Raw genomic sequence first — 2,381 nt, forward strand, 5'->3', positions numbered from 1 at the left:
CGGCTACCCTGTTTGGTCGCAAGGGTTCTCGACGAAGGATGAAACGACATTTCGAGACGCCCTAAGAGAGCGTCCGGCCCCTGAGCTTGGTTGTCCGGAGTGTCCGAACGACGATGTCGTCGTCGGCCAGAAGTCTGCTGACGCTGGCAAGGTACAGCGGTGGTTCGACTGCCCAGCCTGTGGCTATGAAGTTCGCTCCCAGATCGTCTACGCTGCGGAGCGCTGACTCACGAGGAGGCTATCCTTGCACTATCTACCACGGACACCACGTGGAACCTCCGCGTCGACGAGAAGGATCGACGCGATCTTCCCGGTGGATCAGCGCGAGTGAAAGTTGTCGGTGCACCCAGTAGATACGAAGTGGACTGGTGGAGTCCCGACCCAGGTGAAGACTGGAAACCAGTTAAACGCGGTGAGTTCGACGACATCGAGGAACCTGACGGAGTATCGCATCTCGCATGAGCATCCAAAACGTGTGGCAGTCAACCACTCAGTTCCAGAAGTCATAGGTTGGCTCGAAGGAAGGAAATGAGATTATAGTGTATCTCGACTCATAACAAGAATGCCCCCACAGAAGGAGTCAGAGGAGCCAGTTACATCGGCTCGAGTGAACCGATGCAAGGATAGTACTCCGTTAGGAATCAGTATCGCACTCACAGGGCCAGATCTTGTCCAACTTGGAATCGACCCTGTCGATACCGATGTCGTAGACGTGTATATCGAGGACGGAAAACTTCGATTGGCTCCAGGTGAAGGAGAGCCAGTGATTTCGGAAAGTCCTCCCCCAGTAGGTGTGAAAGAGGAGTGGTCGAGGAGAGAGTGATGTAGACTTCGGAACTTCTGAGAACATGCCAGGGTGGTCCCTAATGGGAATAGTTGTTGTGAGGGATCCCTTGGAGCGGTTATTCGGCCGCTGTTGGGCCATATTCCCCTACGTTTATGATAATCGGATTAGCATGTTGGAGCAGTAATGGACGCTGAAGATCAATTTCTCCAAAGTGTGTTTGCGGGTGAGAAACAGTTCGTAATTCCTGTCTTCCAACGGAACTATTCGTGGGGGACCGATGAGTTAGATGCTCTCTGGTCCGACGTTCAAAATCTCTTGGAGGCCGACTCGGTTTCTGAAGAGCACTTCATTGGAACGTTCGTTGTAATGCCCGGAAATCATCGTCCGGGAACTGTGCCAGAATATCTCGTTATCGATGGACAGCAACGTCTCATCACACTCACGCTCTTCCTCAGTGCCATCCGAGACTATGCGGCCGAAATCAACGATGAGCGACACACCAGTTTCGCTGAAGAAATTAACAAGAAGTATCTCATCGACGAGTTCAAAGACGGGGTTGAGAAGTTCAAAGTCGTCTCACGCGCCGAAGATCGGGATGCCCTCTTCGCCATCGTGGAGCAGGAGACCGTAGACGGAGATCTCGCGGAGACATCTATCTATCAGAGCTACGACTTCCTGCACAGCAAGATAGAGGAAGTGAATGGAGATGATGAAATTGAAACGCTTGATCGGCTCAAGCAGATCATCATTCAGCAGCTTCCGCTAGTGATGATTACGACTTCTGAAGACGAGAATCCCTACGCCATCTTCGAGACTCTAAACGAGCGCGGGCTTCAGCTCGAAGAATCCGATCTTATCCGGAACCATGTCTTTATGCAACTCTCTCTGACCGAGCAGGACCGGTTCAACGAGGCACACTGGATGCCGTTTGAGCAAAAGTTCGAAGAGACAGATGACTATTCTGGGGTCGATCTCACGGAGTTCTATCGCGACTACATGATGCGAACCGGCGAGTACGTCCAGAAAAACGAGATCTACCACCAGTTCAAGCGGCGAACGTCAGCGATGACACCCAGAGAACTCGTTGATGAACTATCGTACTATGCTGATCTCTACCTCTGGATTCAACGACCGGAAACGGCACCAAACGAAGAGCTGACGAATGCGCTGCGCCGCCTCCGATATCTCGAAATCGGCACTGCTCATCAGTTAGTGCTGAATCTGCTGTACAGATGGGATTCGGATGACCTTTCGATAAATGAGCTTCTCAAGACTCTTCACGGACTGGAAAGCTTCGTTCTTCGGCGGTTCATCTGTGGTCGAAGCACACGAGGCTATTACCGTACATTCCCGATTGCTGCACGATCCATCGAAGATGACGACGTGGAAGGCTCGCTATTCGCCTATCTGGAGAGTCAAGGATGGCCAGATGACGCAGAACTCCTCGACAGCATCCACCGATTTGATATGTACAACCGCGATAAAAAGAAAACGTGGCTCGTTCTTCGAACGCTTGAAGAACAGTTCGGACACAGAGAGCCGGTCCAGTATGATGAGCTCACGATTGAGCACGTCATGCCGCAAACAATCGACG

Annotated in this window: 2 protein-coding genes and 1 pseudogene; all 3 read left to right on the plus strand. The window is 51.8% G+C overall.

The genetic code is table 11. The features are described 5' to 3' along the window. Positions 1–226 (plus strand): DUF7568 family protein (locus C457_RS20880; protein ID WP_449271575.1); only part of this gene is annotated, 226 nt, incomplete at its 5' end. A gap of 2 nt (positions 227–228) precedes the next feature. Next, positions 229–462, plus strand: a pseudogene (locus tag C457_RS21150) (DUF7567 family protein); the annotation flags it as partial. A gap of 508 nt (positions 463–970) precedes the next feature. Continuing rightward, positions 971–2,381, plus strand: a 1,411-nt coding sequence (locus tag C457_RS08740; protein WP_008093772.1) for a DUF262 domain-containing protein, incomplete at its 3' end; no start/stop codon positions are given.

The sequence above is a fragment of the Haloferax prahovense DSM 18310 genome, assembly GCF_000336815.1.
Taxonomy (GTDB): domain Archaea; phylum Halobacteriota; class Halobacteria; order Halobacteriales; family Haloferacaceae; genus Haloferax; species Haloferax prahovense.